General features: G+C 47.7%; 23 protein-coding genes. 6 read left to right on the top strand and 17 right to left on the bottom strand.

Features of this window, described 5'->3' with window-relative positions:
- Positions 1-130 precede the first annotated feature (130 nt).
- From N836_RS62750 to N836_RS62730, 5 genes are all read right to left on the bottom strand, one after another.
- On the bottom strand, positions 131-2,740 hold the full coding sequence (locus N836_RS62750; RefSeq protein ID WP_023075050.1) for a strawberry notch-like NTP hydrolase domain-containing protein: 2,610 nt from the start codon (positions 2,738-2,740) through the stop codon (positions 131-133).
- A 2-nt stretch (positions 2,741-2,742) separates the two neighbouring features.
- Entirely contained in the window at positions 2,743-4,290 is a 1,548-nt protein-coding gene (locus N836_RS62745; protein WP_023075049.1) for a hypothetical protein, read from the bottom strand.
- Positions 4,275-4,676, bottom strand: a complete 402-nt coding sequence (locus N836_RS62740) for a hypothetical protein (RefSeq protein ID WP_023075048.1) — start codon at positions 4,674-4,676, stop codon at positions 4,275-4,277. The genes N836_RS62745 and N836_RS62740 overlap by 16 nt, the downstream gene beginning before the upstream one ends.
- A gap of 10 nt (positions 4,677-4,686) precedes the next feature.
- A complete protein-coding gene (locus tag N836_RS62735) occupies positions 4,687-5,763 on the bottom strand; it encodes a type IV secretory system conjugative DNA transfer family protein (RefSeq protein ID WP_023075047.1) in 1,077 nt (358 codons plus the stop codon).
- A 324-nt stretch (positions 5,764-6,087) separates the two neighbouring features.
- On the bottom strand, positions 6,088-6,474 hold the full coding sequence (locus N836_RS62730; RefSeq protein WP_023075046.1) for a hypothetical protein: 387 nt from the start codon (positions 6,472-6,474) through the stop codon (positions 6,088-6,090).
- 208 nt (positions 6,475-6,682) lie between these two features.
- On the opposite strand from N836_RS62730, the gene N836_RS62725 reads away from it, so the two are divergent.
- Positions 6,683-7,249: a hypothetical protein gene (locus N836_RS62725; protein ID WP_152532239.1), complete on the top strand. Its 567-nt coding sequence runs from the start codon at positions 6,683-6,685 to the stop codon at positions 7,247-7,249.
- Between the two features lie 43 nt (positions 7,250-7,292).
- Here N836_RS62725 and N836_RS62720 read toward each other — a convergent pair whose 3' ends face one another.
- The 6 genes from N836_RS62720 to N836_RS77185 all read right to left on the bottom strand — a co-directional run bounded on the left by N836_RS62720 (position 7,293) and on the right by N836_RS77185 (position 11,302).
- Positions 7,293-7,805, bottom strand: a complete 513-nt coding sequence (locus N836_RS62720; RefSeq protein WP_023075044.1) for a hypothetical protein — start codon at positions 7,803-7,805, stop codon at positions 7,293-7,295.
- Between the two features lie 136 nt (positions 7,806-7,941).
- Entirely contained in the window at positions 7,942-8,820 is an 879-nt protein-coding gene (locus N836_RS62715) for a hypothetical protein (RefSeq protein WP_023075043.1), read from the bottom strand.
- 3 nt (positions 8,821-8,823) lie between these two features.
- Positions 8,824-9,222, bottom strand: a complete 399-nt coding sequence (locus N836_RS78235; protein ID WP_031293680.1) for a transposase — start codon at positions 9,220-9,222, stop codon at positions 8,824-8,826.
- Positions 9,223-9,498: 276 nt separating this feature from the next.
- Entirely contained in the window at positions 9,499-10,368 is an 870-nt protein-coding gene (locus N836_RS62710; protein WP_152532238.1) for a hypothetical protein, read from the bottom strand.
- Entirely contained in the window at positions 10,298-10,651 is a 354-nt protein-coding gene (locus N836_RS62705) for a hypothetical protein (protein ID WP_023075040.1), read from the bottom strand. Before N836_RS62705 ends, N836_RS62710 begins: the two co-directional genes overlap by 71 nt.
- Positions 10,652-10,720: 69 nt before the next feature.
- Complete coding sequence (locus tag N836_RS77185; protein WP_023075039.1) at positions 10,721-11,302, bottom strand: hypothetical protein; 582 nt, start codon at positions 11,300-11,302, stop codon at positions 10,721-10,723.
- A 624-nt stretch (positions 11,303-11,926) separates the two neighbouring features.
- Here N836_RS77185 and N836_RS62695 point away from each other — a divergent pair.
- On the top strand, positions 11,927-12,691 hold the full coding sequence (locus N836_RS62695; protein WP_023075038.1) for a ParA family protein: 765 nt from the start codon (positions 11,927-11,929) through the stop codon (positions 12,689-12,691).
- A 3-nt stretch (positions 12,692-12,694) separates the two neighbouring features.
- Entirely contained in the window at positions 12,695-13,138 is a 444-nt protein-coding gene (locus N836_RS62690; protein WP_023075037.1) for a hypothetical protein, read from the top strand.
- Between the two features lie 628 nt (positions 13,139-13,766).
- On the opposite strand, the gene N836_RS62685 is transcribed toward N836_RS62690, so the two are convergent.
- The 5 genes from N836_RS62685 to N836_RS78230 all read right to left on the bottom strand — a co-directional run bounded on the left by N836_RS62685 (position 13,767) and on the right by N836_RS78230 (position 22,183).
- Complete coding sequence (locus N836_RS62685; protein WP_023075036.1) at positions 13,767-15,638, bottom strand: AAA-like domain-containing protein; 1,872 nt, start codon at positions 15,636-15,638, stop codon at positions 13,767-13,769.
- Positions 15,631-17,853 carry an AAA-like domain-containing protein gene (locus tag N836_RS62680; protein WP_023075035.1) on the bottom strand — a complete coding sequence of 741 codons (2,223 nt, stop codon included), beginning with the start codon at positions 17,851-17,853 and terminating at the stop codon, positions 15,631-15,633. The genes N836_RS62685 and N836_RS62680 overlap by 8 nt, the downstream gene beginning before the upstream one ends.
- 623 nt (positions 17,854-18,476) lie before the next feature.
- On the bottom strand, positions 18,477-21,296 hold the full coding sequence (locus N836_RS62675) for a DUF3987 domain-containing protein (RefSeq protein ID WP_023075034.1): 2,820 nt from the start codon (positions 21,294-21,296) through the stop codon (positions 18,477-18,479).
- 376 nt (positions 21,297-21,672) lie between these two features.
- Positions 21,673-21,975, bottom strand: coding sequence for a hypothetical protein (locus N836_RS62670; RefSeq protein WP_023075033.1), 303 nt, complete (start codon positions 21,973-21,975; stop codon positions 21,673-21,675).
- Positions 21,926-22,183 carry a helix-turn-helix domain-containing protein gene (locus N836_RS78230; RefSeq protein ID WP_006515995.1) on the bottom strand — a complete coding sequence of 86 codons (258 nt, stop codon included), beginning with the start codon at positions 22,181-22,183 and terminating at the stop codon, positions 21,926-21,928. Before N836_RS78230 ends, N836_RS62670 begins: the two co-directional genes overlap by 50 nt.
- 97 nt (positions 22,184-22,280) lie before the next feature.
- On the opposite strand from N836_RS78230, the gene N836_RS62665 reads away from it, so the two are divergent.
- Together N836_RS62665 and N836_RS62660 are read left to right on the top strand one after the other, a co-directional pair.
- Positions 22,281-22,904, top strand: a complete 624-nt coding sequence (locus tag N836_RS62665) for an XRE family transcriptional regulator (protein ID WP_023075032.1) — start codon at positions 22,281-22,283, stop codon at positions 22,902-22,904.
- Positions 22,905-23,091: 187 nt separating this feature from the next.
- On the top strand, positions 23,092-24,027 hold the full coding sequence (locus tag N836_RS62660; protein WP_023075031.1) for an IS5-like element ISLesp5 family transposase: 936 nt from the start codon (positions 23,092-23,094) through the stop codon (positions 24,025-24,027).
- Between the two features lie 106 nt (positions 24,028-24,133).
- Here N836_RS62660 and N836_RS0139000 read toward each other — a convergent pair whose 3' ends face one another.
- Positions 24,134-24,628 carry a protein kinase domain protein gene (locus N836_RS0139000; RefSeq protein ID WP_023075030.1) on the bottom strand — a complete coding sequence of 165 codons (495 nt, stop codon included), beginning with the start codon at positions 24,626-24,628 and terminating at the stop codon, positions 24,134-24,136.
- Between the two features lie 207 nt (positions 24,629-24,835).
- Between N836_RS0139000 and N836_RS62655 the strand changes: the two genes are divergently transcribed.
- Positions 24,836-25,627 (top strand): transposase family protein (locus N836_RS62655; RefSeq protein WP_023073280.1); only part of this gene is annotated, 792 nt, incomplete at its 3' end.

Raw genomic sequence — 25,627 nt, 5'->3', positions numbered from 1 at the left:
CAGGTCTCGATAGGACTCGCAGTAGTCATCGATAAATTTGACGGTAGGTTGAGCAGCTCGGGGTGTCACCATGAGTACGGTTTGACCAACTTGGGCCGATAGCTACTCCTATTTTATACTGCTAGAGTCATTAAAGAGCGTTAGTCCGGTCAAAGGCATCCACCGCTCGCATGATCGCGGAAATCCCATCCGCCACCTCCCGATCCACCGGCACTACCTGGGCTTCAAACGAGATATTTTCAAAGGACCGTTCTCGCCGCAACAGTTGCCCCGATGCCACAAACTTGGTAGCCATCATCTGCTGGAGAGGAATACCGCCAGATTTGAGAATAGTCTCCAGACTGCTCAGGCTGGACACGGCCTGCATGGCATCACTGCGACGGGCATAGAGATCCATCACAGCAGGATCTTTGGTGGCGGTAGCACTTAAGAAAGCAGCACCCGCGCAGCCATCGATCAACTCCCGGACAAACTCAGCCCGATTGGGTGGGCCACTGGTTCTCCAGGACTGGGATTGTCCCGTACTGCCCCCAGCTTCATGGGATTCATCAAAGGTAAAGACGGCACTGGGGGCCAGGGCTCTAAAGAATTGACGGCGAAAGGGTTCTTTGTTCTTGATGGTTTGTAACTGGCTGTAGGTGGTAAATACAGCCCCATAGTCCTGACCCAAATTTCCCTGCTGCACTAGGCGCAGCATTTCTGCTTCCTGCTCTCCGCTACTGGCGGTCCTGAGCCTGCGGCCATCGTCCAGCTCTAGAGTCAAGCTGTTGTTGGTCAAAAAAGGCGTGAACCCTGGCTTACCAATATCGGCCAGGTCGTTGATCATAGCGTTGTAGAGGTCCGGCTGACGGGTCACAAAAATGGGAATAAAGCCCTGCCGCTGGGCATCGATGATATTGGCCGCACCAAAACGCCCCTTGCCATTGCCGGTCTGGTCCCCGTTGAGAAAAATTTTGCCCTGGTCCCGTTGCTCAAAGGCCAGGGCCAGGGAGTCGATTTGCTCAGCATAGAGTACGCGCCACATGGCTTCGGTCAAGTCATAGCCCAACCGCTGACAGACAAACTCATCGATATTTCCCCGGCGCTGTTCCACATGATCGAGGGCAGTCTGGGCTGCAGCGGCCATGTTGGCAGGGATCAGCGTGCCCGGTGAGGTACCTTTACTGCGGGGAACATAGGCCACATTATGGGCTTGAGTATCGGTCGGTTGGTTCTGTTCAGGCGATATCTCAGGGGTGACCATGGGCAATTGCCTCAGCTCATCTCGGCGGTCAGGTAGCTCAACCAAATCTCCAGGGTGATCTCGTCGTCGTGTTCGCTCTGCCAGTCTTTTTGAATCGCTGGATCGCTCGGGGGCTGCACGGACATCGGGAAGACCCAGCTGTTTTGGAGTTCGAACTTGGTGGTCAGCGTCTCGTTGTGACGCACCAGGGTTTCGCTCCACTCTTCCGCCCATAGGTCGATGGGGCTGGGTTCTCCAGTCCCTGGGGTGTACAGGGCTGGCGGGGTTTGCTGGGAAGACAGTTTGCTCAGGGCCTGGGCTAATTGGCGAGCTGTTGTTTCCTGAGGTTCGTTGGTTTCTGTCATCCAGTGACAAATCATCCACTGAACCCGCAGCTGCATCAGCTGCAGATAAATCTCGTCGGTCATCTCCTGCAGGTCCGGAGGTACCCGCACCAGAAACAGACCCTGATCTCCCGTTTCCCTCGGTTTCCAGATCTGGGGATAGTTCTCGTATTCCGAGTAGGTCGGTGGTTTGATGGTGTAGTCTCTCATGGGGAATTAGCTCCTTGAGTTCAGTAAAAGACTTGTAAATCGGCGGAACGGCTGCTGCCGGTAACAATCGTTTAGACGCCCCTCGGCCTGCGATAACAATCAGGTCAATGGGAAATCCTGCCCCCTGTTTGCGGTAAAGATCTCCCCAGATAGTGATGTGTTGGGTAACGTTGTACTGCTGGTAGAGGGCATAGAAGAACCCACGACTTTCCAGGGTGTTGTAACACTCTGATCGCAACGCTTCATCGGTGCCCAACTTTCCACCCAGGATTAGGACCGCCTTGCCATCAGCTTTCATGGCTGCCAGGGCCTGAAATGCGATCGCATGATCAATCTGCGTTGTCCCTCGACGATTCCCCGGTAATGCAAATCGTTGTCGTTGTCCCTGGGCATCTCTAACCGCACCAAAAGGAGGATTGGTAATCACCACGTCATGCAGCTGGTCCGGCTGATAGGCCACCGCATTGTGCTGGGTTACCTGGTAGCCCTGCGATCGCAGATCCTCAGCCCGCTCAGGATTCAGCTCATTCACCGTTGCCCTGGCTGGATCAGTGGCCAGCAGCAATGCTCCATGGCCAGCCGTTGGTTCATAAACCGTGGTCTCGGGGGTAATTCCCGCCAGGGTAGAGGCCAGGTAAGCGATTGGGATGGGGGTGCTGTAAGCCTGCTGGAGCACACTGGTGGAAGAACGCACATTTAGTGCCGGTTGCCGGTCGTGCAAATCCACCAGGCGATCATAGGCTTCGTGGGTAGTTGAGGACCCTTGAACAAGGTTGCGGGCAGCTCGCATCAAACTGGCTTCAATTGCCTCATCCACCTGTTTAGCCAGGGCAGTACCAGGGCTTACCTTTTCTGCCAGAATATCAGCCGCATGATTTCTGGCTACGGTAATCGTGGCAAAGCGTCCACCCGTCAAAAAGTGGTGGGTAAAGGCGTTCACCAACGGTGGTTGCGGCCCTGCCATGGTTACTCACCAATGGCTATGCCGGTGGACCGTTCTCGCTGCCGGTTATGCAGGGGCGTTACTGTGGCAGGTTGAGCCATTTGCAAATCTCGATTTAGTTCCCGGTCAATAAACCGGAAATGGGCAATATCCCTTGGCCCCAGGTTCGATGTGATCTTGCCATTGTCGATGCTGAGAATCTGTCCCCGTTCAGCGGCCTGGATTTTTAAGCTGTTGGGGGTTTCCTCAATTCGATACTGACTACCTCCTTGAAATACCCGCTTGCCCTGAACATTGGGCCGACTGCCGGTGACATCCAACAGCTTACGCGCAGTTCTCGCCAGGGCCAGGGCGGTTAAATCTCGGGTCAGGCCAGCATCTCCTGCCGGTGAGAGATTGCCGAGCTGCCGTACCCGCATGGGTGGCTCTGACGAAATCCCCTCCAAACCCATAATCTGAATCTGTTGGCGGGCTTTCATAAAGTCGTTTTCCTGGGAAGCCACCATATCGTTTTTGACAATGCTCAACCCCCAGCGAGTCTTGCGGAACATCATCAGGTCAGTGCCTTCGCGATCGGCAATGGTGACCATCCGCCCCCTGAAACTGAGGGTATATTTTTCGGACTGGTAAAGACCGCGACCAGGACTGTCCGAAACACCATATTTCTGCAACAGATTGATGGCAGTGGCCGCAATCTGACGGCTGCGAATATTGGCAGCAATGGTAACCACCCGATCCGCTACGTGCTGGGAGGATCGCTGCATAACACGGGTTGTCTGCTGCATCCATTTTTGGGTGGCACGATCCGTCACCTGATGGTTCTGGCGTTCCAACGTATCAAGGATGGAAGCTACTCGTTGAGTGGGTTGTGGAGTAGTTTGGATCGCAACTGATTGAGGTGCCTGAGGTGCTTGCTCGGCTGCGATCGCTTGCTTCCCGCCAACAGTTGACTCCAAAGTCGGTTCTACTAAAGTCGGGGCAGTAGTGGAGATTTCACGCTTCTCAGAGTCTCCCAACTCGACATCCTGCAAAATTGACACCTCGGGAGATATCTCAGCAGATTTAGCCTGAGTTTCCAGAGACGGATTAACCTGCTCCGACTGAAGCCGATTAGTCTCAACAGCCCCTTTGCTCATGCGATAGACCAGCTCATCACCCGCCTTGATATTGATGGTGCCCTTAACATCTGTTGTCGGGTCTGCCCCCGACTGCTGAGGGGTATCCACAGCCGCTTGTAAAAGCTTCAGCTTGTTGGGATTCAGCTTGTTGACCGGATCCTTATTGGCATAGCCCTCTCGATAGACAATTTCTCTCCCCATCTTGATTTCGATAGGTTCCGATTGTTCTACAGGTAGTTCAAAATCTGTTTCGACCTCTTCATCAGCCTGTTCTGTTTGCTTTTCCTGTTGCCGTGCATCTCGGATGCGATCGCGCAACATCTGGATAAAGGCCTGAATAGCCTCAGCTGTTGACTGAGCTGTATCTACAACCATTTCGCTAGAGGCCAGCGTGGTATGGGCATAGTCCTGTTCAATTTGTTTGGCTTCGCCAGGGTTTACGGTTGCTTGCATAGGTCCTCCTTGAGGGATTCCAAAACGTCGATATCCAGCAGGGGCATGGCCTTGATGCGATTAATCACCGTCATGCCCCGAATTGAGAAAAAGGCGGTTTCACCATCTACGGCCCACTCCAGTAGGTCGGGTTGGTAGTCGGTTGCGATCGCGGGTAATTGTTGTTGTATCTGCCCGTCTTTCCACAGCAGCACAGTTACATCATCAAAGAGAATTTCAATCTCACGGGGTACATACTCTGACGAGAAAGGTTCCTGGTTGAGAACGGGCACCAGCTCCGCTGCAATCTGGGGATATTCCAGCAAGGCAGCAACCGTGTCGAGGGGCAACTTGTCCCCCAGAGACTGGGACAAAAATTGGTCAGAAGCCTGAATAGTAGCGGTCATGGGCAATCTCCTAAAGTAAGCTGCTGTACTTGTCGATCAGACCCGATGGGTCGGGAAATGCTGAATTAACCGGTGCTTTGGGTTCAGGCAGCATGGCCTCAACCAGGTCACGTCGTTTTTCTAAATCTTTTGTGGTGGGAATATGTTGGGGGCTGCGTTGCACCAGGCGTTTATGAATCTTGTCCCATAGGGCTTCGCTGGCTTCGGTGGTCTGGATATCGGCCTTAGGAATTTTGATGGTTTGTTGAATAGGGATGGCTGCTTCCCCCTGGGAGACAAAACCAGGATTAATCAGAACGCACTTGCCAGGGGGCAGGCGTAGGAACTGACTGGGCTCAAACAGTTTTCGAGTCCGATCCTGTTCCGAAATGGTGGTGCTGGCTTTACCACCCCCACGGTTGCGAGATTTTTGTTTGTACTGGATCTCCTCATCTCCCAGGAAATCGGAGAACATTCGGGCAGCCTCATATTCCTGGGGATTGAAGATGGCTTTGGTAGCACAGGCTCCCAGAATGGCACGGGCCAGTTCTCGACCATAGGTTTTCTCCAGCTGCACCAGATTTTGAAACCCCAGGGTGACCGCCAGACCGTCTTCCCGGTTTTCGTTGAGCCACTGCACCAGCGTGGGCAGATAGAGGGTGGGTAGCTCATCAATGGCGACCACCAGGGGATCTTTCCGACGCTTTGCGACATTACGTGTCACAATCATGTGCAGAACCGTGGCCACTAATGGACCCACTACGTCCCGCCGTTCCCGATCCATGCCAAAAATCAGGAGCTGTTTCCCTTCCAGGTCTAGCGGAATAGACGTTTCGCAACAGAATGCGCCCAGCACCCCTGCCTTCATAAAGCGGGTAAAGGTTTCACTGGCGCTGCCCACGATACCGCTAGCGGTTTTCTCCGCATCTTTGACGCCGATCAGCTGAGTAAACGATACCCGAATCCACTTGTTGAGTTTTTCGGCGGCAGCGATGCGATTGCCCAGGTTGGTTAGCCCCAGTACAGCCTGAGCCGTCATAATGTCAGGATATTTGGTAGCTTTGGCCAGCATCAACACGGCCTCTGTGAGCTGATCGCCTGCTGCCACAAAAATGGACTTTTATGAATAGTTTCACGAACCAGAGCAAATAGCTCTCAGTTCCGAAGATATGACTTTATTAAGAAAGATAGACTTCATATGTTACGTGTCATCTGGGATAGAGCCTTTCTGCAAAGTGCTATATCTCTTTTACAGAAAGGCTTTTCAACAATACTCAGCAAACACAAGTTCAGCTCAAAAAAAGCTTGACAGGAAAGAATATGTAAGACTACTATTTTTATGGTACAAATGTTCTAGTTTTCGCCTGGCGGTAGTGACTTCACAATAGGATATGACTACTATGTCTAAGTATTGCTGTGACGCTGATTTATCTCATCTGATTAAGAGTAACTTAATTGCAACAATCAGGAAAGTTTTTTGTCTCTTGACGAGATTGCAAGTGATAATCATGATTTGCAAAACTGCGGTTGCTAACGCCCCCACCGCACTACGTTTCTCCGGAGCTATCTCAAAAATCAGCAATTGCTTATCTTTTTGGTCTAACGAGATAGATGTATGGCTACAGAACGTGTCCAGGCCACTTGCTTTCATGAAGTGGGTAAAGGTTTCATTGGCTCTGTCTACATTGTTGCTGACGGTTTTCTCAATATCTTTAACACAAATTAGTTTCGGTAAAAGGCGTTCAAACCCACTTGTTCCGGTTTTTGGATAGCGGTGACACAAATGAATGTGATGAGCATTTTTGACTCCTCGCCACACATATCTCAAAGCCTTGAGATAGTGCCTACCCTAATACATGAGTCAAAAGCTCAATTCTAGATGATTTAACAGAATGAGCGTCCTCAAATAGCGTACTTTCGAGTTTTGGGTTTCTCCGAAATTCAAGGGTTTGACATAGATGTGTCAGGCAGCTAACAGGCGTGCCATCTGTTTTTAGTACAAATGTTTCAAGTCCCACCTAGCGGTAGTGACTTCTCAATGGGAGATGAGTATCATGCTTTTGGAATATTGTGGCGCTGAGTTGCTTCAGCTAAGTGAGTTGATCCAGATGATGAAGAATCAGAACTCCCTTGAGCAACATAGAGGATATTTAAACTATGTTCTAGAAAATAATAGATTAGAACCTGAGCTCAGAAAGGTTATAGAAGATTCCAGGGATTGGGCTAATGCAGTAGATTCAATTAGGAAGAGATATAAGGACGTCGTTGATAAGTCTTACGCAAGACAAATGCATTCGCTGTTTCTATATAACGTACACTTGAATGATCATTTCCAAACGTATCTGGAACTGCTTGGTCACTGTGTTATGACTGGTGATGGACAACTTATAGATAAATGGGGTATTCTATACCCTTTTGAAAATTCTTGCCCTCAACTTAACTCTCCAACCCCCTATATAAATGAATTTGTGAAATGGCAAAACCATCCCCAACTTTTTGGAAGTATAGAAGTAGACTATAACGATGTAGCTCAGTATCTAAATTACTTGATCGAGCGTTTTTCCGTAGTATTTATAGCACCCCCTACTCTTTAGACATGACATAGGGTTGTCTTATGCGCGAAAAAAATCTTTCTCTCTAGTCGTTCGCATCTAATTCTGCGGATGCCTTGAGAAAATCCTTCTGTTTATCTTTTGATAAAAGGTTTTGGCTTGATTTAAGCTCAGATACTAGTCCTTTTACTTGTGAGTCTGTCCATTCAAGCTGCTTAGCAATTTGTTTAAGTGCCTTGTCCTTTAATTTAATCCTTTCTTTTAGATTGTCGTAATCGCTTTCTGATTCAGCATATGACTTTTCTAAAGCTATTTTTTCACTGTAGACTTGCCAAAATGAACTCTTAAGATTATTCAAATGCTTCTGATTTTTTGATTCAAGAATACTCCTTAAATGGCTGCCAGAAAGCTCATTGAACTCAAGATTAAAATCATTAGAGGATAAAATTTCTAGATTACTGGAGTCAGGATTGGCATTAGAACTTTGCTTGTTCTCTTCATGAATTCGTTTGCTGATTTTGATATGGCTTATGCAGGTGAGAAGGACTGATGATAGAGAGGCAATCAGTGCTAGAGCAGATAAAAGTGTTGCTTCCATATTATCACCATTCTTATTAGTGCAAGTCGTACTTGTTTTTTGAGGGAAGATTATACAACAGTAAGTAGCTTTAAGCATATTGATATATTTCGGAGATATATCAATATGCTTAAAGCCTAAAGCTAAACTCCATAGGCTAATCTACTGCTTTTACTAAATTCTTCTTGACCTTTTTAATTTCATCATCATCTTCAATTGAAAATATGCTAGCTAGCTCATCTAAACTTTCTTTAAGCTTATGGCGCTCATCTATTTGAGGCAAGAGAATTTCTGGAACATCATTCTTTCCCAAGTTATTCAATCTTTCAAGTAGAGTATTAATCTCATTAAGTTGGCCTATAACCAATTCTTTCAGACCATCTATTTCTTGGCTATTTACCCCTACTTCTCCTGAAAGAGACTTTCTTAATGCTATTTCTTTTAATATTTTCATTGCACGAAAGCGACGTTCTATCAAGTAAGGATACTGATACATACTTTCATTAAAGGTTTCTTCAGCAGTACTTTCTAGTGTAAGAGTACTTTTCGCATGATGGTCTATCGAAAGATTAATTGATTGGTACTCAAGATAACCTAAGTGTTGATATACCTCGATGAGGTTGTTTCTTATACCTATCAGCTTTTCTTCGAAAGCTTTTGCAATTTTAGTTTCCGCCTTTTGGATTTCATCACCAATTCTCTTTTTGTTCTCATCTCCAAGCTTTTCCAGTATTTTTTGTTTTTCTCTTTCGTCAAGGATCCATGTCTTTATCAGGCTATAGGCGGCAAATGCCGTAAAAAGAGTAATTATAAAAGAAGAGTTTGATTTGAAATTTTCAAATAAACCATCTGATGTTTTTGTGACTAGGCTATCTAATCTTTTGTTAACCTCTTCTATATCTTGGTTAATACTTTGAATATCTTTTTCATCAACAGCTAGGGTTGGGGTCTGAAAACACATTAAGGTAAATAGAAAAGTGGAAAGGAATAGAAAATTTCCAGCAAGCCATTTATTTCTAGATATCAGATTTTTCATAATTCAACTTTCATCCTTCGTTTTATGAGATTCCTCGACGAATTTTGTAATACTTTTTAGTAGTTTCGGTTCTTCCTCCAGAGAGCGATAAATTCGAGACCGCATCACAGAAGCTGAATTTTTATTTACCTGTATAGCACTAGCAAGCTTACGGATACTAATTTTTTCCTCACTTTTCGAAATAAGATATATGGCCTGGAACCATTTGTCTAGGCTTAGGCGGGTCCGATGGAACATGGTTTTCACGGTTACACTGTATGAGGTAAAACAAGCGTTGCAGTGATACCGGAACTCACCTTTGATTGGACTAGACCTGTTAGATTCGCAATAGGGACAGACTGGAGTTCCATTCCATCTTAATTTTTCAAGGTGAGTCAGGCACTCTGCATGAGTTAATCGCATACATCACGCCCCATGTATAGCTTTGGCCATTAGGAGCATCAGAATGAAAAGACTTTACAGCAGCTGTGCCCTATGACACCATGGCAACCATTTCATGGGCAGTTGCAAATACTTGCTGAAGTTGACTTCAGCAAGTATTTGCTAGCACGCGTTAATTGTTAGGAAGTCTAAGCCTGCATTAGTACAAGTGCGGAAGAATTATGTTAGACAGACGCACAGCTGGGAAAACTCATTGGCCCAACCGCCGGGTTTTTCCATAAAGGTGATGGGAGCAGCTTACTGGCCGTTGACTTTCACCCATTTCTGACCAGCAGTGGGGACTCCCGCACGAGTAAGGAGGGTGGTGCTGTGAACCTCAGAATTAATTTGCTCATGCAGGCCCTGGTCATCCAGGATGATCAGCTGGGGAATGTCGATGGGCTCACTGTGATTAAACCGTTTCCACAGGCGATTCCACAGCTCAGTCTCACCCAGTGGTCTGACCTTCAGCCCCATCTTGTTGGAAAGCACCTGCTCCCACAGCAAAAAGCCATCGGTAAAGGCTTTCGTGATCACCGTTTGCAAGCGTTGATTTTTGGCCTGGCGGAGTTCACCCGTAAAGGATTTCCACAGAGTTTCACCTTTAGCGATCAGGCGCTCAATCAGATCCCTTGCTCCTTCTGACCCGCTCTCAACGGTATAGGTGGCATAGAGCCTGAGAAATTTAGGTTTGCGCAACCCTTGCTGGGTCAGCTGTTGGACTCGGGCACGGTCGGCTGTTAGCAAAAAACGTAACGGTTGGCTGGGAGCATGATCGCCCAACCCAGCCAAGTCTATCTGGCGCTCTGCATCCGACGAAAAGGACCCCAGATGTAGTGTCAGTCGCTCATTCCCAGGCAAATCCTTTAACCCCGACTCCAGCTGGTTGAACGCCGTTTCAACCTGTTCCTCCGTCAGGGTGTTATGGATACCCTTGCAGTCAAAACCAAAGACGAAGCACAAATGCTCACGATTCTTCCCTTTGGTCAGGACATAGGCCCCCACTTGTCGCCCCCGCAGCTCGATCCGCAGCAATGCCGCCAGGTGGAGAGCATCCTCAAATGGAGTGAGTGAACCGACGAATTGATTGCCGATTTTTAGCCGGTGTTTGCCGATTTTCTGTTTCATCGCTGGTAAACCTCAGATATCGGGCATAGCCACGACTCCAGGTAGGAGTCGGCACAAATTTGGCCGTAAACTTCCAGCTTTTGCCCCCGGTGAGAATCCACCAGGTAGACACGCCCCAGGCGGTAATAAACCCAATCGACACCCAGCTCAGATTGAACCCACGCCCAACCAGATACGCCGCCCCGGTAATGCAAAACCAGGGAATGATCTGATCGGCAGGAATTGGTCCCAGACGGGGTTGAGACCCCAGAATGGTATTAACTGGACGAAAATTGGATGGCATAACCGCTCAAGCATCCCTGAAAGTACGATTGGCTCTGCACCCTGAGCGACAATCAGCACTATGCAAGCGTTAACCGGTAATTAGAGTTGTGAGAATGTCACCAGCGGTGACCGCAATGATGATGATGAGTGGAGTTCGCGCAATCGTCTGCCAATCCTCATCTTGACGAGCGGAGTTGATCACCCGCACTAGCGAAATCCCCACATACAGTAGAAATAGCCCTCGCAGTACGTTAAAGACCAGCGGAATGGCGTCGCCCGTGTCAGCCCCGAAGTTGGTCTGCATCCAGCTCTCAGCATCACCAAAGAACTGAGCCTGGGCGGGATGGGCCATCAACGTCATGGATATCAATAGTCCCAGCCCCATTGCCAGTAGGACTCTGGCACGAAAGTTCTGACGCCGGATACGCGGTCTAGTCGGGGGATATCGGTGGGTAAATGCTCTGCGCCAGGTGAAACTACTGCCCAAAACGACGGTGAATGTTGGCAGCCACATCAAGCTATGCAGGAGCGCATCCACCCAGAGACAGCTGACAGACATCGCTGCCAAAAGCATAATTGGAGGCTGCAGATTTCTATTAGAAACCCAATTGATAAACTGGGTTAATTTATTAGATTTATAAAGCCATTTTTGCTGGGAATGACTGATCATTTTGACCTCCTAAAATCAGATCAGTGTGAAGCAATTTACAGGAATTTAAAAGAGCGATTGAATGTATCAGTCATCCACAGGATTTATTCAATATAGCAATTGAAAACTGACTGTCAACGCCTATAGATACAGACACATAAAGCGATAAACCTTGACTTTCAGGCTAGGCAAAAAATGAGTTTAGGGTCTTAATCCTTAACCTTTTAGGATATTAATCACGATATTGAGCCCTCAATGAAAATGGCGATTAATATCGAGCTGCTTATATATCTAAAATCAAAAAATGACCACAACAGATTGCGAAAAATTAATCACTAACTAGTGTCAGAAGTTAGATTGTTACGCTTACTACAAAAATCAATCTTTGTATCGTTATCCTGACTATCTAAAATCTAGCTTGCTAATGGGTTTAAACCTCAGAATTAGCCAAAATTTGTGGTGCTAAGCCTGTAGAAGCTAGCCGAATTTCGAAAGTGTAAAAGCCGTACATGTTTAAGTGTTGACGTCAGAACGTATTGACGTCTTATGACTCAGCAGCTTTAATGTCTGCATGTCTGTTCCCGTCTCGGTCAAAACATTCAGTAGTTGAGACAGCTTTGAAAAAACGCACTGGAAGCAAGTGCTATGAAGACATTGAGCTGTCTGTCTCTATCGGGGGGACAGGGAAAGACATCAAGTGCGTTGCTGTTGGGCCGATTGCTGGCGCATCAGGATTATCGGGTGCTGATGGTGGATGCTGACCCCCAGGCGAATCTGACGTTTTATCTGGGCCATGAGGTGCAGCCGGATGCGCCTACGCTGCTGGAGGTTTTGAAGCGGCAGGTGGAAATGGCGGATGGGATTTATCCGCTGGTTTACGAGAATCTGTACTTGATACCAGCTGATGAGAGCCTGCACAAGGTGCAGGAGTATCTGGCTACCAGTGGCATGGGAGCCCTGGCGTTGCGGTATTGCCTGGAAACAATGGCAGCATTGTTTGACTATTGTGTGATTGATTCACCACCCCAGCGCACACAGATTTGTCTGTCGGTGGTGGGAGCGTCTGACTTAGTGTTGATACCGGCGGAGGCTTCGACGAAGGGGGTAAATTCGTTATTGCTCAGCCTGGACCTGCTGGAGGAGTTGAGGACGAGCCGAGCATTTAGAGGGCAGGTGTTGGGGGTGCTGCCGTTTCGGGATAAGTGGTTTGGCCGATCGCAAGCGACGGATAGTCGGGAAGCGATTACAGCCATGCGACAGGTAGCCGGTCATATCCCAGTCTTACCTTCGATTTTAGAAAGTGAGCGATACAAGCAGGCGATTCGGTTGGGGCGGTTGCTGTCGGAGATGGGCCATGCTGACTTGGAATATCCGCTGCACCAGATTATTGAGTTATTGAGGCAGGCATAGGTGATGAATGAGGATGCTCTGGAACGGTTAATGCAGCGGAAGCGGCCTAGCGTGCCTCCTCGAACGGATGAGCTGGAGCCGAATCCAGTAGTTGTGAAGTCTGGTCAACCGGTTGCGATCGCACACGAAACCCCAGGATATACTGACGCTGGTGTGTCTACAGGTGTTGACGTCAATATGTCTACACAGCATGATGAGACGGACTTACCGCAATTGGTACGTACTACGACGCGGTTGGAAGAGCATATTGATAAGTCGTTACGCCATCTCTGTATGGAGGAGAAGGTGACAAAGGAGGTCTGGTTTGAGGCGGCCTATCTTTATCTGGCGGAGCATCCGAAGGCGATGAAGGTGGTGAATGGGTTGGCGAAGCAGCGATATCAGCGTAGGAAGCGGGCAGCGGATTTAAGGAAGTTGGAGACGATGCAGAAGCGATTGAAAGGTTAAATATTTCTCACGTAGAACATGAGTTAATAAGCATACGAAGTGTTCTAAATTTTATCCTACAGACTTGTATTGTCTAATTAGCGATTTCACTCTTTCACTCTTAACAGAATCCAGGCCCAAAATTACCACTAATGACTGTTTTACCTTGTTCACAGCACCTGAAGAGTTTTTGCAGGAACTCAAGGCTAGACAAGGAGCTGACTGTTGGGGGAATTGGCGAGGTTAGAAAAAAGAGAATATCTATTCTACGAAGAAGCCTTTTGGATTTTTACTGACTGTGGCCATGCAACAAGAGTGATCAACGCTTTCTTTTTCCATATGCCGGGTTATAGCTCTCAATAAGAGTTACGCTGGATAGCGTATGCGAAAAATGCTGACTCAGACTAAGCTTCCTTATCAACTAGGCACTACCAGAACTCACGAACTTTGGCTATCTAGTTCCCACTGTCAACAACCTAGATAAAAAAGATCTGAATGCCTCTGCTTGGTTTTCTATGCTTACGGCCTAAAATCGCTACATCGCTTTCTGGATAGGTGTTTGAGGAGGCTAAGCTATTTCTATAGACTAATGTCCGTAAGTTCTACATAAGCTAACAGTTGGAGTCTACTGAAGTAGTAATAATTTCATTTATTCCTTTGCCAGAAGAAGATATCTTGCGTAGAATAAATCGTACATAAATTGCAAATTATCAATAGAACGAGCTTGATAACCATCATCCGCATAGTACGATTCTCCATCAGAATCTGGGAGAGTTACCCAATAAGATGACGCGTTATAAACAGCTGATTTAAAGTTTCCTGTTTCTATCTGATCTAAAGAACCTTTTTCACGCAGTAATTCAATGGCTGCCAAATCTTGTGATGCTGGTGAGAAATCATTCAAGTTAAGCTGATCAGCTACCCAATCCCAGGTCTCAGGAATTATGTGATATCTTCCAGCAGAATATCCACATATCTCCTCCAGCCCAAAATAACTGTCTACGCAAGTTCTCTTACGAGGATGATCACTGAAATCCTCAAATTCGCTACCATCTAGAACAATGTCATAATTGCTCGGTAAACTTTGAGTCCTTAATGACCATGCAATAGTATCCAGAAAAGCCTTAACTCTTGGATCAAGGTCCTCTTTTGCGGTCTTTGCTAACTGTCCTAGAAATAAGTCCTCAATCACCTGGCGCTGTTCTTCAGCAATTTTGCGCTGTTCTTCGGCAATTTTGCGCTGTTCTTCGGCAATTTTGCGCTGTTCTTCAACCATTGTGCGCTGTTCTATTGCTTGCCTTCTTTGTTCCTCAGCAAGTCGACGTTGATGATCTGCATAAATGGAAAATGGAATTAATAGAATCACAAAGATAACAGCACCTAGAAAAGCTGTTGTTTTAATTTTTTTAAGCCAATCAGCAGAAAGATGCTCATAAATCCACTTTCTGCTAAATACAGTTTGGTAAATCTTATTTCTAACTTTTAGGAGTTTTCCATTCTTCTTAACAATGCCTGATAGCTTTAGATGAGACTTAACGATTGATTGTGCTTCATCTCTTACATTCCTTCGACCATAGCAAATTTTGCTATAGGTATTTAATACTTCTGATTTATAACGATTTGGACTTTGTCTGATTAACATGTCCCGCACAAATTGCAAATTATTATCTTGTTCGCTCTTCACTCCGAAGAAGTTACGACGCACAACTCTTGCAGTATCTGTTTCTGTCCAGTCAGTTGGTCTTTCTTCGTCTTGTAAATCTCTAGCGATATCTGCACAAACTCGTTGAGTAAGATAGGGATGTCCTTCTGTCCATTCCAATACCCCTTCCAATATTGCTCTGGCCTGTTTGTCTTCTAGGTTCAGACCGTACGCTAAGGGTTGAGCTTCTTCTATTGTGAAATCTGTCAAATCAATGCGCTGTCCAATATTAAAAGGGGTACGCTTAGAGTCACTAATTAAATCTGCCGGAGTCGCTACTCCGATTAAGACAAAAGAAATTTTACGTAACTCTGGATCTGTTGCACGGGCCACGTAAAGATAGCGAATCGCTGCATAAAAATCATCGGTGAAGTCCAGGCTCAAGGTGGTGTCAATCTCATCAACGAAAATTACCAATGGGTCTGAAATTTCTGCCAGCACCATCTCCTGAAAAAAGCGAATGAATCGGTGAGTAAGACCAGATTGACTATTGGCCTGCCACCACACTTTTACATCCGTACTCAGCATTAGCTGACTCGCCACTAAATCCAAGAAATCGCTATACCACTCATCTGCACTCACCTGAGTACCAATTTGGGTTAAATCAATAATGACGGCTTGAATCTCTTCATCAGTCAACCGCTCCGCTGTCCGAATCATCAGGCTGGATTTACCCATCTGACGGGGAGTCAACACATAGGCAAATGTAGATTCTCGGCAAAGTTTTAGCAGTTCTATATCTGCTTGACGGGGAATATATATCCCCTGCTCATTCACTTGAACCGTTCCGCCAACCGTATAAATCGATGCATCAGCCATGGAGATACTCCCGGAAGTAGTCAGCGTAAAGTTGACAGCGGGGCACCACACGTTGAACATCTCGAAGCACCAACCCAGCTGCAATCATAAGTCGGACAATCCGTTCATCTGGGCAGGTATTCGCTCGAATAACCTGTAATAACCCCTGAACTAAGTCCGGTTTGTCATAAATTCGAAATAGGTGATACCGCAAATGATCACCAAATGGACCTCGTTCTTGAGCTGCTTGAGCCAGCAATGTATCAAAATCAAGTTGTTCACTAGCCAAGAGATAGAGCGCTCGACGCACCAAATAGGGATGCCCATTGAGTAAGGCCATAAGCTGACGTTCTTGGGCAGGCATCAAAGGTGAACCATGGCGCTGGTTCAAATCGCTCACCTGCTCAGCTGTGAAGTCAGCCAACAAAATCACCTCCCCCACATTGAAAGGAGACTGATTTAAATTGGCAATCAAGTGATACGGCTCAGTAGCCGTTACTAGGGCCAAATCAAACTGTTTCCACACGCGCCACATGGGCAAAGCACGATTGTTATGCCAGTTGCGTAACATACTAAAAAAGTCCGACCGGTAGTCCGCATCAAACATCCGGTCCACCTCATCCATGGCCAACAACAACGGCCCACCCACTTCCTTCAAAATATGGGTTTGCATATAGCTGGTACAGCGCTGGACGTTTCCACCACTACCCTGCCAATGTTCCGCCACCCGATCCGGCAGTCCTAGCTGGTTACTCAAGCTGCTACAAAACTCTCGATAGAACGTATCGGCTGTTTTCAATACATCCTGGTCAAACAGCTGAAAATCCAAATAGGCGATCTGCTTATCCGCTTTCATCGCCTCATCCAGGGTACGGATCAGCAATGAACTTTTGCCCATTTGCCGAGGCCCCTTAATCGTCAGCGTCACCCCCTGGCGCTGAACCGTCGCTGAGGCAAGCTTGTCCGAAGGCCGCTCTACGTAGTACTTAGACTCCGGGGCCATGGTGCCTTCAGCAGGCTCCAAAGGTGCAGTGGGTGTGGACTTAATCGCAGATGGCTGCGCCGATGATAAGGGTCGAGGTAGGGATGTCGTCGCATCTGTTTGCAATAGATCAGCCTTTGACTGGTCACTCCGTATAGAAAGGTCACCCCCCGACAGGGCCAGGGCCAGCTCATTCAGTAAACTGGGTGTATCCGCATCCGTATCCCAAAAAGCCCAGTTGATAGGATTTAGATAGGCACTCAGGGGGTATACAAATGCCTCTCGGTACCCCACACGCACTGGCAGAACAACAGGCTTCCCCGATTCCTTAGCCAGACTATGGGCCGTTTCCACCTCTCCCAAAACCATCTCGCTATGGACTGAGTGGGTCGATAAAAACGTAATCAAATAATCGGAACGCCTCAGCTCCTGTTCAATCCGTTCTGCCCAGAGAGTGCCAATCGGCATGGTCTGGTCAATAAAGACATCATGGTCCTGGCTGAGAGATTGATGAACTGCCAGTGCCAGCTTTTCATCGGGTTCAACACCCCGTTTGTAGCTAATAAAAATTCGCGATCGCGCCCCAGCCTTAACCGGCTGAACGTTAGCAGAGGGTACTACATCATCAGACTTAACTGCCGTCGCTTCAGATGTAGTATCAACCGACGGCACAGAGACAGACGGCTTCACCGATTTGGGACGACGCTGTTTCAAAATAGGGGTACCCGTCTCTGGAATACCCTCCAGGTCAATACCCGTCAGACCAAACTCAAATGCCTCAGCATAGGAGCGATCTGCCCCCAGACCATCATAAAAGCCCACCGCAAACTCAATGGCTGCCCGGTCTCCAATGGCCTGGCTCATGCCAATCACACAATCAATATGCTTATGAATCGCCTTAGCCTGCACCTCCGAATAGCAGGCATTCAGCAGCACACACTCAACCTTGTCTTTAAACAGGCTGAATAATCGCCCTAAGGACTGGGCCGCAACACGTTTTGCCTGACCTGCATTGTTTTCAAGCACCAGTCCATCGGCCCCCACCCCATGCCCAGAAAAATGAACAATCTGAGGCTCATGGTCCAACAATGCCCGCCGCAAGTCATCTGGCCTCACGGCCCACTTGGAAATGATTTCAAACTGGTCTCGACTGCGTGAGCGCTGCAACCCTTCCTGAATTTCCCGCACCTCTTCATCCAGACGCAATTTCTCCGTCTGCTTAGGATTTGACGTCAGAATCAGGATTTTTTTCACAGGGTCACCAGCAGCTTGAGCATTACCCAGTCCTTAGGAATTAATTCTCAATGCAAAGTCAACTTATACAATTCAATTATCTCTATGTGTAGAATATCGCGCAACTACACATGCTACAGAAACGCACACATAAGTTAGCTACTCTTTGTGATCCTGTGAATGATTCAGCAACTGGCCCTTGGGGGGCAGTTGCTTGCGACAAATGCTGTCCAAGGTGGTTGATTTCCATCGATGCCACGGTTTTCAAGGATGCGATCGCAGAGTCAAAAAGCCCATGCGTGGAGCGCAGAAAATACCACGTTCAATGACCCCAGGTCGTTGCAGCACTAGGCCGAAACGTTGCAACGGTTTCAATAGGCACCCCCCTTCATAGTCAGGTGCTCTCCTGCGTGATTAGGGGCTTGCACACAAAAGTCATAGTTGGAAACGGGCAATGGTCAGTAGACCATAGTCAGTGGTGTTAATTTACTTAATTGAGCTCGCTATAAAGCCTCTTTCGTCCAGCTTATGAAGAGTTTTGTTAAGTCTGGAAGAAAAAACTACCTCAAACAACTCAGGATTAATCTTCTAGCTTGTGCCAAATCACAAACTTTCTTGTTGTTCTTGAGAATTGTTTGCCCCAATCAGGCGTACAAATTCAACGCTAAGTCCGACAGCGATACCTGGTGAGACACATACCAACCTGGCCCTTTTACAACGGCTATTCCTTCCTCAATGGCCTCAATCCTGAGCTGATTTAGCCCTTTCAACATTTTCAAACCTGAGCCGATATATTGACAAATATCCCCTACTTTTAGTCGCGGCTCGTCTGTCTCTACCTGTACTGCTTTATTTTCCAGACTCACATCCTCAGTAGACATTCCATCTGCATGTAGATCATTAGTAGACACTCCATCTACCATCCGTATTCCTTGAATATCACAGCTTTTAGCTATTTCAGTAGACAAGTAGACCCCTTGCTCTGCTGTAACCGTATCCACTCTGTCTACCCGTCTACCATTGCCCTGAAAATCAGATTTATCAGACTTTTCAGCAGTAGACCTCTCATCTACTCCACCATCACGACGGTCTACCTCGTCTACCATCGCCCGCCACTGCAACCGATTTCCCATACCCCTAGTCTCCCCATACCCCATGGCCTCCAGCTCTCTAAAATGCGAGCGAATAATATCCGAACTCGCCTTCCGTAAACTCCGCTCATAATTACGCACATCCTTTGCCCGCAGCCAACCCCGCACTCGTGACAACCGAATCAACTTCGTATAAACCGGCTCCAACGCCCCGTCTACCGTATCCCCCTCCGCGTACAGCAACTTCACCTGGCCAATAAACCACCGCGTCAGCTTGATCGCCGCCGTCATCGTCTTAGCCGATACCCCCTCTGCCGGTAGACAACCATCAACTGACGCATTCAGACAATGCAAGATCAACGCCAGCCGTCCCGTGTATCCCTGCATCTTCGAATAAACCGCCTGTAAACCCTGATGCGTCTCCGTCACCCGCCGCTGATCCAACTGGTCATACCAGTCCGCATATAGCACCTTCGCCTCGGGCGTCAGCTGGTAGCACCGGGGCGTTAGCTCCGCCAACTGCCGGTAGACATCATATAGCCGCTCCGAAATGTCATACCGCACCGTACTACGTGGAAACGGCGCAGACTTCAGTGGCAGTAGACACCATAAAAACCGCGCCCACTGACCACTGGCATCAGAAAAGTCTCCCATCATCCCCCGCAGGATATCCGGCTGTATCGTCCCCGTAATGCTGAGACTGGTACGCGGAATACTAATGCGAAAACCACTGGCCCGATCCACCTTCAAACCTGCCCCATCAAAAGCCGTCAGCAACGACTCCTTATCATTACCTCGCCCATTACGATACTGGTTCTGCCCCTTGAACAGTCCCGCCAATTCATCCGGCGTCACCAACAGACCCCGCGTTGACTGCTGTGATTGAATCCGCGCCAGTGCCTCTCGTGTAGCATCCGCAGTGTGATACTCATGTGGTGTCGGTTTCCTGGGGCGATCGCAACGTTCCTCCTTCTTCGTCAGCTCCCACTCCCGCAGATCCACCTCGTATTCCGAAATCGCCCAGTCATAGTCCTGATCCGCCTCTTCCTGAAATTTTGATAACGGCTTGAGAATCTGTCGCTGGATCGGACTCTTCTTACTACCCGAGGGAGCCACCAACCCCGTAAACAGAATCGGCGGCACATAGAACCCCATCCCCGCATCAATTTCCAACTCTGTTCCTATCTGTAGGAGAGAAGCTGCCACCGGCAACAGGGTTACCAGCATGGCCGCAGGCGTAGCCCCAATCCAGTTAGCAATTTGAGTCAGCGGTTCCGCCAGGTCAGCATGGAGATAATCATCTAGCTGTAACTCATAGTCACCAATCTTCAGCAGCTGGCTGATTTCAGCCATACGCTCATCTCTTTCCTCCACCTGCTCCAGCTCCGCCTGGATCGGCTTAATCAAGCTCCACAGATCCTTCGCCGAAAGCCCTACCTCCCGATGCCACTGCACCACCTGCCCCGACAGCTCCAGTTCAGAAGGAGCCTGGGCTAGATAGTCTCGAATCTGGGTCTGAAGTGCTGGCACATCCAATAATTGGTTTGACGCTGGTGGATCTGGATTCAGCTGTCGTCGCTCCCCCACCGCGGCCCGAACCTGCTCCGCCGTTGCCCCATCCGTAATCCAGTCAGCAATGTCCAGCCCGCCATGCTTGGGTAAATTCTGCCAGCGCCAACTATCCGGGTAGACATAGCACCACTGCGCCTGGGGAAAGTCCTCATAAATCTCTGCCATATGGGCCAACCCCACCTGATCTTGATCAGGACACAGCACCAGACGGGCCTCCTTGAGATCCGCGTTATAGTTCCCATAACTGCGATATTTTTTGGACCCTCCCAGAGTCGTCGTCGCCGGAATCCCCACACGCCAGAGCGCATCAGCACAGCCTTCCCCTTCCACCATCCAGATAGGCTGTCCGGCTGCGATCGCACGCTGCACTTCCCGATAGCGATAAATCGTTACCTGCTGCTTCACCTCTGGAGTTAGTTTCTTGACCCACTCTTGACCGTCCCAACGCTGCTGCACAAAGTATTTCGAGCCAGTCCCCTGATCCACCCGAGTCACCTTCACCAGTGGTTGACCGTCCCGACTGGGGTAAAAATAATCCTGTTTACGTCGTGGCCGCACCGGCTTGGTTGGCTTAGCCGCAGCTGCGAAGTATTGCCCCCACAAACCATCGTTGGTTGCCCCCCGGTAGACATAGCCTTTCACCTGCGCATCCTGGTCAATGTGGGAGTGGCAAAAGACCACCTCCTCATTCCAGCGGCAGTCTTTGTCTTTAGTGCGATCGCAAATCGGGCAGGGGTTCGAACGGCCTGAATATTGATACTGTGCCATGGTCAGCTCCTGATGGATAGGGAGCTGGGCCATCTATCTGAACCTGCTACAGGGCTTAATTTATGCCGAGGGGGCTATAGCGCCACAATTCCTTGGGCAGTTGCATATTCCATAGCGTCTGGCGCACAGCAGTTTGCCGGACTGAGCCACGGAGTTAGCACTATATTCCACTGGACATTTCGATCCAGTTTGCTATAGTTGAAGAACACAAATTCAGTAACAGGTTAATGGGCCTGGACGGTTAGGTCAAAACCATCCAGACACTCAAATTAACCCAGCTCAAAAAATAAAAAATTGAAAGTCAAACACCTTAGCCGATAAATAGTTGGGTATTTTTTATTGGGAACTTAATCCCATGAGTTATGCAGGGAACTCATCAACAACTTGATGAAAAGATGAAACCTTAATGCTATTTGCCTCGACTCCGGCTTTGTCTACGAGTGGAGGTTTGAAATGGCTTTTTGAACGTGCTGCTTTGATTACTTAATAACCGGGACTGATACCGCTCAATCGCCCACTGATGGGCGACTGGATCATGACGATTAATGGCCCAGTCTTTCAGTAACTCCAGGTTGTAACGGATAACGCGACTATTGATACGCACCCAGTGCAGCCCCTCAACCAAAAGCCCTTTAGAACGGTAACGCTTGAGCGTACTATCGCTAAGCTTTAGACATTGGGTAGCTTCTTGTTTGTTGACAAACTGATCCATGATGGATGACTCCTCGCTTATAGCGTTGAGGCCAAATTTCATGCGGGGCAAGCCCCACTTTACTGGCAATAAATCGTTCGATCCGTCGAGAGCGCTGTCGTGAGAGTGCATGGGAGACTGCCGAGGGGCCAATCTCCAATTCCCTGGCTATGCTCGCCAAAGTCCAGCCTTGCTTGCGCAAAGCTGCTTTAATGTCTTCTACATGCATAGAATCTACGTGGCTACATCAACATAACGATGAAAGTAGCAATTAAAAACTTGCATGTCAAGCGTAATAGTTTGCAGTCGTAAAATCTGAATGCCTGATGAGCGATGTGTCCCCTGATGAAATGCAGCCTAATCTGGATGAACCTGATGGCTTCCCCAGTCGTTTGAAGCAAGCGATGGGAGCTAAGAGTATTCGTGGCTTTGCGCGGGAATGTGGGTTCTCGGATACGGTGCTGCGGCAGTATTTGAGTGGGCAGAGTGAGCCGACCCGACCGGTATTGCTAGCTATTGCTCGCGCTGCTGATGTCAGCCTGGAGTGGTTAGCCGCTGGACAGGCCACAACGGATGTACTCGCAAAGAAATACATTTACAAGGAAACCCTAGCCTTTGAAGCTGATTGGCTACAGGCTGAGTTTCCCAACTCGTTTGAAAATCTTCTCCTAACTCAAGTCAAAGACGAGAGTATGGAACCCACGCTCAGGGCAGGCGATCTTGTTTTGGTGGATACCAACAGTCGAGATCTAGAAGACATTGAGCATGGCGTTTATATGTTTAAGTTGGATGATCGGATATTGATCAAACGACTTCAGTACCATGCAGGTAAAACGCTTAGGGTACTTAGCGACAATTCTGCCTATGAGGCATTTTCAATTGAGATGACTGGTAAGCCCAGTGGACTTAGCATTATGGGCAAGGTGATATGGTGTGGCCACAAGTTATAAATAACAGTGTTTTTTAACTTGAAGGAGATCACTTGAGTGATATAAAAAGAAAAAGAACAGATATACTTGAAAAAGTAAAGTAGCAGTTCAAAGTACTTTTAGCACACTATGGCTTTGGTGCGTGAAAAAGGGCGTTGCAGAGTCATAGGAGCCGGTAACGTGTAGTTACCACACAAACACGGTCCCGATGAAACGCTCTTACAAACTCCGCAACTGGTCTGAGTATACCGCCGCCTTGGTGAAGCGAGGAAGCCTGACACTATGGCTTAGTGAGGAGGTGATTGAAACGTGGGAAAACACTCAAAAGACAGGCAACCCTGGAGCCTCTAAGACCTATAGTGACTTAGCCATTCAGACATTACTCACCTTGCGAGTGATCTATGGACTAGCCTTGCGTCAAACCATCGGCTTTGCAGGGTCTATTTTTGAACTGATGGGGGTATCGGTGGCCTTACCAGTGCATACAACGCTATCTCGTCGTCAAAAGACTTTAATCATTGATTTGCCGACGAAACCCGCCACCGGGGGACGTCATGTGGTGGTCGACAGTACCGGCATTAAAGTCTACGGAGAAGGTGAATGGAAAACGCGGCAGCATGGGGTAAGCAAACGGCGCACATGGCTCAAACTACATCTGGGTGTCGATGAGCAAACAGGCGAGATCCTAGCGGCAGTCGTGACCTCAAACGCGATTAGCGATGGAGAGATATTGCCCGCCCTCCTCGACCAAATTCCAGACGAGATTGACCAAGTCAGTGCCGATGGTGCATACGACCGCACCTATTGCTACGATGCCATTGATGAGCGGGAAGCCACTGCCGCAATTCCACCTCGCAAAGATGCCAAAATTTGGTTTCATGGCAACCGTAAACAAGAGCCTCATCCACGAGATGAAAACTTAAGAGCGATTCGCAAACAGGGGCGTTCTAACTGGAAAGAAGAGATTAACTATCATCGACGCTCTCTGAGTGAAACGGCCATGTATCGAGTCAAAACCATTTTCACAGGTGAGGTATCTGCACGGTGTTTTGAAAATCAAACGACAGAATTAATGTTGGAATGTTCTATTATCAATAAGTTCAGTCACTTAGGAATGCCTGATAGCTACCTTGTTGAAGGCTAAGTCGATATCCCACAGGTCCGATCTGTCTGCCGCAATATTCACGCACCAAAGCCGCACACTATGCAATAATTCTATCGAGATCCTGTTCCCAAAACGCAATAGTGTTTCAATCTTTTGGATAAGTCTGGTTAAATGGCATGGCTGCGAAATGCTCTTGTAGCAACTTGTGCATAAAACGATAGCGTCCCCCAATCTTCTGAATGAGTAATTGTTCGGTGCAGCAATCAAGAAAATATGCATAGTTCCAGGGCAAAGAGCCTTTAACGTATAGAATCAATCGCGCTGTGAAGTGTTGAACGCATGCTAAGCCTCCGAGAAATATTCCTCCGAATATTCCTCCAGTGACTATTTGGGCTCCTAAAATGCCTCCAACAACTGCTCCAAGAAATGTACCCAAAATACTATTCTTTAGAGATTTCCAAATCGCCTCATTTGAGAAAATATTTTTGTCAATTTGTACTATTTGCAATCCGTTGAGAAACACTATGAAGAGAAACGCACTGCCAAAAACAATAAAATATGATGCGCCCCAGAAAAAAAATGTACTTAATCCTAATAAAGGAAGAAAAAGAATAAAATACCTACAATAGCTATCAGCCACTTTGCTTCGTTTCTCGAAGTTTTCTATCCAATGTTCTTTATAAAGTTCAATCGCTTCTTCACTTTCACCATACTTCTCATGGGCCTTTTTCTCTATATTCCTATAGGCTTGACGATGTGACTTTCGTCTATTTTCTTTATTAGACTTAATCGGAAATAATGATATTCGCTAGAATAGCGGATATTATCGCTACCCAGGTTAGGTCCGATGAAAATGCAGTACGAGACCCTTAAAAATAAGCCTCGTACCCTCCGCAGTTTGACTGGATTGAATCCATCTGAGTTTGAGGGATTATTGCCGAGTTTCGGTATTGCTTGGGACCAGTTTGTATCAGAAACGTTCGAGCGAACCGGTCGCAAGCGAGCCTATGGAGCCGGTCGCAAAGCCCATCTAAAGCTGCTAGAAGATAAGTTACTGTTCATCCTGGTATACTTCCGAATCTACCCCACGCAAGAAGTCCAGGGTTATCTATTCGGCATGAGTCAAGCGCAAGCTAATGAATGGGTGCATCGCCTCACGAGGCTCCTTAATGAGGCATTAGGGAAAGAGCAACAGTTACCCGAAAGACGCCCTGCCAACTTGGAAACCGTCCTGTCATCCTGTCCAAGCTTAGAGTTCATGATTGATGGGACCGACCGTGCGATTAATCGTCCCAAGGATAAAGACAAACAGAAGGATTTTTACAGCGGCAAGCAGAAAACCCATAGTGTCAAAAATCTTGTGATCAATGAGCGCAAAGGTAAAGTGGTTTACTTGAGTAGGACCTATGTCGGCAAGAAGCATGATAAGAAGATAGCCGATGAAGAAGACTACCATTTCCCAGAGGGGAGCACGCTGCTTCAAGACACGGGATTTCAAGGATATCAGCCCGAGGGAGTGACCATTGTGCAACCGAAGAAGAAACCCCGTAATGGAGAGTTAACTGAGGTCGAGAAAGTCATTAATCGGGGCATATCGAGTCTTCGAGTAGAAGTGGAGCATCATATTGGCGGGATCAAA

It is taken from the genome of Leptolyngbya sp. Heron Island J, from assembly GCF_000482245.1.
Classification (GTDB): domain Bacteria; phylum Cyanobacteriota; class Cyanobacteriia; order Phormidesmidales; family Phormidesmidaceae; genus Leptothoe.
The sequence above is the reverse complement of the archived record's forward strand: the minus strand, read 5'-3'. Positions and strand labels throughout refer to the sequence as shown.

Coding starts and splice junctions, on each gene's coding strand:
- N836_RS62675 (WP_023075034.1), bottom strand. CDS start 21,296: ATGGCCCAGCTCCCTATCCATCAGGAGCTGACCATGGCACAGTATCAA.
- N836_RS62690 (WP_023075037.1), top strand. CDS start 12,695: ATGAATGAGGATGCTCTGGAACGGTTAATGCAGCGGAAGCGGCCTAGC.
- N836_RS62740 (WP_023075048.1), bottom strand. CDS start 4,676: ATGACCGCTACTATTCAGGCTTCTGACCAATTTTTGTCCCAGTCTCTG.
- N836_RS78230 (WP_006515995.1), bottom strand. CDS start 22,183: ATGCATGTAGAAGACATTAAAGCAGCTTTGCGCAAGCAAGGCTGGACT.
- N836_RS62685 (WP_023075036.1), bottom strand. CDS start 15,638: ATGGCTGATGCATCGATTTATACGGTTGGCGGAACGGTTCAAGTGAAT.
- N836_RS62715 (WP_023075043.1), bottom strand. CDS start 8,820: ATGAAAAATCTGATATCTAGAAATAAATGGCTTGCTGGAAATTTTCTA.
- N836_RS62720 (WP_023075044.1), bottom strand. CDS start 7,805: ATGGAAGCAACACTTTTATCTGCTCTAGCACTGATTGCCTCTCTATCA.
- N836_RS62665 (WP_023075032.1), top strand. CDS start 22,281: ATGAGCGATGTGTCCCCTGATGAAATGCAGCCTAATCTGGATGAACCT.
- N836_RS62710 (WP_152532238.1), bottom strand. CDS start 10,368: ATGAAACAGAAAATCGGCAAACACCGGCTAAAAATCGGCAATCAATTC.
- N836_RS62660 (WP_023075031.1), top strand. CDS start 23,092: ATGAAACGCTCTTACAAACTCCGCAACTGGTCTGAGTATACCGCCGCC.
- N836_RS62745 (WP_023075049.1), bottom strand. CDS start 4,290: ATGCAAGCAACCGTAAACCCTGGCGAAGCCAAACAAATTGAACAGGAC.
- N836_RS62750 (WP_023075050.1), bottom strand. CDS start 2,740: ATGGCAGGGCCGCAACCACCGTTGGTGAACGCCTTTACCCACCACTTT.
- N836_RS62705 (WP_023075040.1), bottom strand. CDS start 10,651: ATGCCATCCAATTTTCGTCCAGTTAATACCATTCTGGGGTCTCAACCC.
- N836_RS78235 (WP_031293680.1), bottom strand. CDS start 9,222: ATGCGATTAACTCATGCAGAGTGCCTGACTCACCTTGAAAAATTAAGA.
- N836_RS77185 (WP_023075039.1), bottom strand. CDS start 11,302: ATGATCAGTCATTCCCAGCAAAAATGGCTTTATAAATCTAATAAATTA.
- N836_RS62670 (WP_023075033.1), bottom strand. CDS start 21,975: ATGGATCAGTTTGTCAACAAACAAGAAGCTACCCAATGTCTAAAGCTT.
- N836_RS62695 (WP_023075038.1), top strand. CDS start 11,927: ATGAAGACATTGAGCTGTCTGTCTCTATCGGGGGGACAGGGAAAGACA.